Source organism: Desulforamulus aeronauticus DSM 10349 (assembly GCF_900142375.1).
GTDB classification, from domain to species: domain Bacteria; phylum Bacillota; class Desulfotomaculia; order Desulfotomaculales; family Desulfotomaculaceae; genus Desulfotomaculum; species Desulfotomaculum aeronauticum.
The window spans coordinates 115077-122246 of the sequence record NZ_FRAR01000017.1 but is presented as its reverse complement, the minus strand read 5'-3'; the positions used below and the strand labels follow the sequence as shown (position 1 = coordinate 122246).

The 7170-nt window shown below is 42.8% G+C and carries 4 protein-coding genes and 1 pseudogene; 4 read left to right on the top strand and 1 reads right to left on the bottom strand.

Annotated features, from left to right (window positions below):
- A pseudogene (locus tag BUA78_RS11715) lies at nucleotides 1-200 on the bottom strand (DUF6385 domain-containing protein); the annotation flags it as partial.
- 121 nt (nucleotides 201-321) lie between these two features.
- Between BUA78_RS11715 and BUA78_RS11710 the strand changes: the two are divergent.
- Genes BUA78_RS11710 through BUA78_RS11695 form a run of 4 tightly spaced genes read left to right on the top strand, consistent with a single transcriptional unit; the run spans nucleotide 322 to nucleotide 7104 of the window.
- Nucleotides 322-2271, top strand: a complete 1950-nt coding sequence (locus BUA78_RS11710) for a tetratricopeptide repeat-containing glycosyltransferase family 2 protein (protein ID WP_072914663.1) — start codon at nucleotides 322-324, stop codon at nucleotides 2269-2271.
- Nucleotides 2268-4022: a glycosyltransferase gene (locus BUA78_RS11705; protein WP_072914660.1), complete on the top strand. Its 1755-nt coding sequence runs from the start codon at nucleotides 2268-2270 to the stop codon at nucleotides 4020-4022. The genes BUA78_RS11710 and BUA78_RS11705 overlap by 4 nt, the downstream gene beginning before the upstream one ends.
- Nucleotides 4019-5551: a glycosyltransferase gene (locus tag BUA78_RS11700; RefSeq protein WP_238456804.1), complete on the top strand. Its 1533-nt coding sequence runs from the start codon at nucleotides 4019-4021 to the stop codon at nucleotides 5549-5551. Before BUA78_RS11705 ends, BUA78_RS11700 begins: the two co-directional genes overlap by 4 nt.
- Complete coding sequence (locus BUA78_RS11695; protein WP_072914658.1) at nucleotides 5548-7104, top strand: glycosyltransferase; 1557 nt, start codon at nucleotides 5548-5550, stop codon at nucleotides 7102-7104. Before BUA78_RS11700 ends, BUA78_RS11695 begins: the two co-directional genes overlap by 4 nt.
- Nucleotides 7105-7170 lie beyond the last annotated feature (66 nt).

The window sequence follows — 7170 nt, the reverse complement described above, 5'->3', positions numbered from 1 at the left end:
CCATTACTTGGCGGGGTAATGGCTAAACCATCTGCGGCTGCTGTTACCATTAACCCGTTAGTCGGGGCGGTAATGGCCAGACCCGTTGACGTAATGCCAAGGTTACCGGAACTGTCCGTACTAAATGCAACATTGTTGTTGCCAAAAACCTTAATCCGGGCGTAATCCGGATTATCCTGAAAGATCTTGAAGTTAGGCATTAAAATTACACTCCTTGTAAAATTTTAGTAATTAGCCTCATAGTAGAATATTTGGTCATAGTGTAGAAAGTTACAATATGAATGCATATTTTAAAAAAAACCTACAAGGAGCAATACTAAAATGGGTAACCGAATCAGTTTGTGTATGATTGTTAAGAATGAGGAGTCTAACATACGCAGATGTCTGGCCAGTGTCATGGATGTCGTTGATGAAATAATTATCGTTGACACAGGTTCTCAGGATACTACTCCCCGGGTTGCCCTTGAATTAGGGGCAAAGGTTTACCACTTTCCATGGAATGATAATTTCAGTGATGCCCGTAACCTTTCGTTGTCAAAGGCTGCTGGGGAATGGATTTTGTTTTTGGATGCGGATGAGGAACTGACTACAGAGAGTAAAAAAGTACTCTTACAACTCACGTCTGAAGAAAACGTAGAAGGTTATTTTACCAGGATTATTAACTATATTGGTAAAGATGGTTGGACCGAAACCTGCCCTGACCTGGTTTTCCGGTTATTTAGAAACAAACCGGAGTACAGATTCCGCGGGGCCATTCATGAACAAATCGCTGATGTAATTCTGGAAAAAAACAAACAAGCCACCTATCGTGTAGCCGAAGATGTAATCATCCTTCATTATGGTTATCTGGACAGCCAGATCGATCAAAAGGATAAGAAAAAAAGGAATCTCACCATTATCCAAAAAGAGTTAGCGGCTGACTCGGACAATAACTTGTTGAAATATCACTACGGGATAGAACTCTACCGGGCTGAAAGATATCAAGAGGCAGCTGAAGTATTGATTCAGGTGGCTAATCATACAGATCCTAATACTATTTATTTCGCTAAATTACTGCGATATATTGTTCTTTCTTACCATTCTGCCGGGCAGCCGGCCAAAGCCCTAGAGGTAATCCATTTAGGGTTACAATTTTTTCCTAATTACGCTGATCTTTATTATTATGGGGGACTTACTCATTTAACCCAAAAGCAATACGCTAAAGCCGCAGAGTTTTTTTCACAGGCCATAGCTTTACCGGAACAGCCTGCTCAATATGCTTCCTTTGCCGGAGTTCGGGGGTTTAGATCTTTATACCACCTGGGGGAAATTGCTGAATCCTTTTTAAACTACGAAGAAGCTCTCCACTACTATCTGGCCAGTCTACGTGATAACCCCAACTTCCAACCTGCGTTAGAAAGAATTATCGTTATTTTGGAACCTCGTAAAAACCCCGCTTACACAAGGGAGTGCCTGGAAAAGGTCCTTGATTTAGGAAGTCCCCAAGCCAAATTAATTCTGTCCAACATATTTTTCAATCAAAAGGCGTATCAATTGGCCTTGGAATTTCTGGAACCCACCAGCGATACAGCTTCTGTCCCCGAGGAAATTCTTTTAAGGAAAGCTTTTTGTCTTGTTCAACAAAGACGTTTCTTGGAAGCACTTATCCTATTGGGTGAATTCACACCAGACAGCCCTAGATATTTGCTGGCAAAGTTTAATGAATTATTCTGTTTCTGGGTGCAAGGAAAGAAGCGCAAGGTACAAGTAATTGCAGGGGAACTTCGTGACTTGGGACTGGCAGAAGACACAGACAATATTCTAAAACTCCTGTTAAAATCCCTGGAAAAGCGTAAAGCGGTGCGCAAAATCTGCCTGGGTCAGGACGGAATCGATCTTTTGCTGGATCTCTTGAGTCGATTACTTGATCTTAATGAGCCGGAGAAGGCCAATGAACTATATAAAAAGGTTGTTCCAGCTTGTTTGGTGGAGCGGCAATGGGATATCATCCAACTTTACCATCAATATGGCCCTGTAGAGAGAACCGTGGAACTCCTAAAAGAGTATTTAACCATCAACCGTGATGGAAAGGCACATTTCCTGTTAGCTGAGAGTTATCAGGAATTAGGCAATTTTGTGGAAGCTGAACAACATTACCGCTATGCAATCGAGCAGGATTCAGACCAGCCCCGCTACTTTATTGGTCAAATTAGGCTTTATGAGAATTGGCGTAGGAAGATTACGGAAAAGAATCTAGCCGGGGAACAGCACGGTGAGGAGGAACTCCCATGAAAGACACCGTTACCTTGGTGATGATTGTAAAAAACGAATCCAGAGATTTGGAAACTTGTCTTGCCAGCGTAAAAGAGCAGGTGGATGAAATAATCATTGTCGACACTGGTTCAACCGATAACACCTGGGAAATTGCCAGGAAGTATACAGATAAAATATTTACCTATCCCTGGGATGGTAATTTTAGCTCTGCCCGCAATTACGCCATTGGCAAAGCCACGGGAGATTGGCTTTTATCTTTGGATGCCGACGAGGTATTGCTTAGTAAACCGGGACAATTGAAAGAATTGATCAGCAGATCAACGAAAATAGATGCGTATATGCTTCCTCTGCTCTATCCGATTTCGGAAGAGACTGGTGAATACAATCAATTTCTAATTCTCCGCTTGTTTAGGAATAAAAAAGAGTACCGCTTTGAGGGCACTATCCACGAGCAAGTTGTTGTCCATCATAACGAGGTGGTGGATAGTACGACTGAACTGATGATTCAACATAACACCCTATCTCCACGGGAACGCAACCGTAAGAGAGGGCGTAATCTGGCAGCTTTAAAAAAAGCATCTTTGCTAGCTCCCCAAAACTATTTTCTGCAGTATTACCTTGGTATAGAATGGCTCGGATTAGCAAAACCCCAGCTTGCTCTGCCCTTTTTGCAAAATGCCTACCGACAACTTACCGACGATCATTTGCTTTTTCGTGCCCCAGCGTTACGTTACCTATTAATTTGTCTCCATAATTTAGGTCAGCTTGACGAAATGATCTGCCTGAGCCTGGAGGCCGCCTCTCAATATCCCGAGTACACAGATGTGTATTATCTGGGAGGAATAGCCCTAGAAGAAAAAAAGGAGTACGCGTTAGCGATTAAATGGTTTGATCAGGCCAGACAAGGTGGGACACCACCTGCTATGTATAGTCATATGAACGGTACAGGTAGTTATTTGGCCCTTTACCATATGGGTTTTTGTTATGAAAAGCTTGGTCTCACGGGTCCTGCGAAGGATTGCTACGAGCGGGCATTACAGGAAAATGATCGCTACCATTATCCCGCAAGCCATTTATTTCTCTTGTTACTAAAAGAAGGCAGCCCCCGTACTACCCTTGCCTACTTGCAAGAAAAAGGTTACCTAAACAACCGGCGTCTGGCTTTAACCATAGCAAACTTGTTTTTTATGGCTGGCTATCCTTCTTTAGCCACGGCCTGCTTGGCAGAGTGTTCAACTGCGACAGAGCAAAATGACGAGTTTCTGTTTCAACTGGGGCTGTACCATATTTACTCGGGCAGGTTTCCGGGAGGCCTTCATTCTCTGAAACAAATCCCTAAGGAGAGTAATTTCTTCCCTATCGCGCAAACCCACCAAGCTATAGCACTACTGTTAACAGGTCGTTTTAAAACATGTCGTTCTTTGGGGCTGCAAATGTGGAAAAATAAGTCTACCAGAATTACCGCCAGGGTGATCCTTGGTTTAACCCGGTCACTGCAAGAGGGTCTAGCAGCAGACCTTGCTGCTACGCGCAGCGAGGTGGCATTAATCAACACTTCTTTAAACTTACTTGACTTTTGTTACCACTATCTTCCAGATGATCTTGATAAAAAATCTTACTATCATCAACTGGTCAATGTTTTAGAGACTTTTCTGCTCAGAACAACCCCAGGGGGAAATCAGGCGCTGGCAGACTATTATGATGGCAAAGTAAACAACTCGCGGGAACTCTTTGCTTACAAATTCGGAAACGGTGGCAGCAAGGTATGAAACAAAGAATAAAAGTAAGCCTTTGCCTGATTACAAAGGACGAAGAGCATTGCCTTGCGGCTTGCCTTGCTAGTGTTAAGCACCTTGTCGGAGAAATCATTGTGGTGGATACCGGATCTGCAGATAATACGGTTCAATTGGCTCAACTGGCAGGTGCCAGGGTCTTTCATTTTATCTGGACCGGTAATTTTTCACAGGCTAGAAATTTTGGTTTGGAGCAAGCCCGCGGTGATTGGATTTTGGTGTTAGACGCCGATGAGGTTTTATGTCCGGTTGAAGTCGAAGATTTTGATCAGTACCTTGAAAATAAGACTGTCGAAGGTTATTACTTACAACTCAATAATTACATCGGGGACGGTAAACAAATGACCTGCGACAGGGTTGTGAGATTATTTAGAAATAAACCGGAATATCGCTTTGTGGGTGCCATCCATGAACAAGTGGCAACATCCATCATAAAAATAAACCAGGGCCAGGGCTTAGTCCCAGCCCCTCTGGTTATTGACCATTATGGTTATTTGGCTGCGGTAATCAGTAAAAAGAATAAGTTTTGGAGAAATACCACGATCATAGCCAAAGAATTAAGAAATACCCCCCAAGACCCCTTTCTTTTCTTTGCTTTAGCCCTGGAATATTACCAAAAAGGCCAAATTGACCAGGGACTTCCTTACCTGGAAAGGGCCTTGACTCTCATGACCGGCTGTGAAGGTTACTTTGAGGATGTCCTTTTGAACACAGCCATTGGGTTATGGCATCTGAAACGCTGGCAAGCATTACTGGACTTTGCCCAAAAATCGCTGCTCATGGTACCACAGCATAAGGACTTATTGTTACTCAGAGGCTTCGCAAACCTGGCTTTGCAAAGATACCCTGCAGCCGCCAATGACCTGGAAAATTCAATTGCAGATGACGGCAGCAGCCTGCTGCCTCACGATAAAATTCTTAGCTTGACAGGAGACGCCTACAATTTGTCGGGAGAATATGAAAAGGCTGCCACCCTGTATTTTTTAGCCCTGCAAAGAAACAACTGTTTCCTATATCCCTTAACGCAAATTCTTGATTTCATACAAAAAAAGTACATTAATTGGGACTGTAATAGGTTATACACCTTTTGTTCCCTGGAAAAAAAAGATTCCCTCTGGCGGGAATTACTGGAACATCATGAAGTACCCTTAGCGATGGTGATACTCCTGCTGGAAATCTATCAAGTAAGCAGTACAGCAGAAACCGGCATGCCGCTAACCCGGCTAACAGAAAAACTGTTGACGGTCGTTAAGCAATTAGTTCCTCTATGTGGTAATACCTCTGCCATTGAATACATTTTTATAGCCACGCGAGAAATTGATACGTGCGCCTTCTTCATTGAACAGGGATATGACTGTAGTTATTTCATGGCCCGTGAAAGGGTCCGCATCCTGCTGGCAGACCTACTGCTATTGACAATGAAAAGTTGTTCTCCAAGATTGGCTACCCCTTCCCTTACTACGGGAGGAGATCAATCATTTTCCTTGAGAAAGGAGCAACTATGAAGACACGAGTTTTACTGGCAAGCCCCATTAAGCAGAAGAAGAACATTTTAAAAGAGTTTCTTAGTTCACTAGAAAAATTGCATCAATCAGGACTGGTACTCGATTATGTTTTTATTGATGACAATAATGATCACAATTTATTGGAGCGTTTCTCCAATAACAAGAAAAATGTTCGTATTATTCGAAAAAACACCTTGAATAGTTATACCTGTGATGAGAAAACTCACCAGTGGCGTGAAGAATTGATTTGGAAAGTAGCTGCTTTTAAAAATAGTTTTATTGCCATGGCCCTGCAGGAAGATTATGATTATTTGTTTCTCGTTGATTCAGATTTATACCTTCACCCCAAAACCATCAAGCATTTAATCTCACTCCAAAAAGATATTGTTTCTGAAGTATTCTGGACCAGGTGGGAGCCAGATTTACCCCCGCTGCCTCAAGTCTGGGTTGCGGACCAATACCAGTTATATGACGCCCCCAGATGTCAAAAGTTACGTGAGGAGGAAATCAATCAGAGAGCAACGGAGTTTATTGCCATGCTTTCTAAACCAGGTACGTACAAAGTTGGCGGACTGGGAGCTTGCACCTTAGTCAGCAAGCAAGCCCTCTTAAGGGGAGTTTCCTTCAGTGAAATCTATAATCTTGGTTTTTGGGGTGAGGATAGGCATTTTTGTATACGGGCGGCAGCCTTGGGATTTGAACTCTTTGCAGATACCCATTACCCCCCCTTTCATATTTACAGAGAATCAGAACTGCCGCAGCTGAAGGAATATAAAAAAAATATGAACTTGGGGCACAGTAAAGATGGTAAGAAAACCGACAGACCCGGGAGTAAAAAAGGAAAAGGCAATAAAATTACACTGGCCATGCTAGTGAGGAATGAATCCGACAGGTATTTAGAGAAGGTCTTGCAACAAGCCAAGCAGTTTGTTGATAACGTGGTAATTTTAGATGATGCCAGTGAGGACAATACCGTAGAGGTCTGCAAAAAAGCTTTAGAGGGTATTCCCCTGACAATCGTGGCAAATAGCAACCCAAGCTTTACTAATGAAATTATTCTCCGGAAGCAGCTCTGGCAAATGGCCGTTACAACCAGTCCAGATTGGATTTTAATACTGGATGCAGATGAAATATTTGAAGAGAATGCCCCTGAAGTTTTAAAAAAGCTGGCCCAAAGCAAAGATGTTAGTTACTATTCCTTCCGGTTATATGATATGTGGAGCGAAACCCACTATCGGGAGGATCAATACTGGTGTGCCCATCAACAGTTCCGTCCCTTTATGGTTCGGTATTTACCGGACTTCCATTACCTGTGGCAGGAAACACCCCTGCATTGTGGAAGATTCCCGGTAAATATAGCGGAATTAAAGGGCGAAAACCACCCCCTCAGAATTAAACATCTGGGTTGGCTGAAACCGGCGGATCGGCTTAAAAAATATTACCGTTATAAGGAATTAGATCCCCAGCGTATTTATGGGATTGCCCAACAATATGATTCCATACTTGATCCGCGTCCAAATTTGCTTCCCTGGCTGGAAAATAGTAACAAGTAACTTTACTGTTTTCTACTGTCAAAAACGTATTCTTTTCACACATGGGATTTTCCCAACATAGTTTAT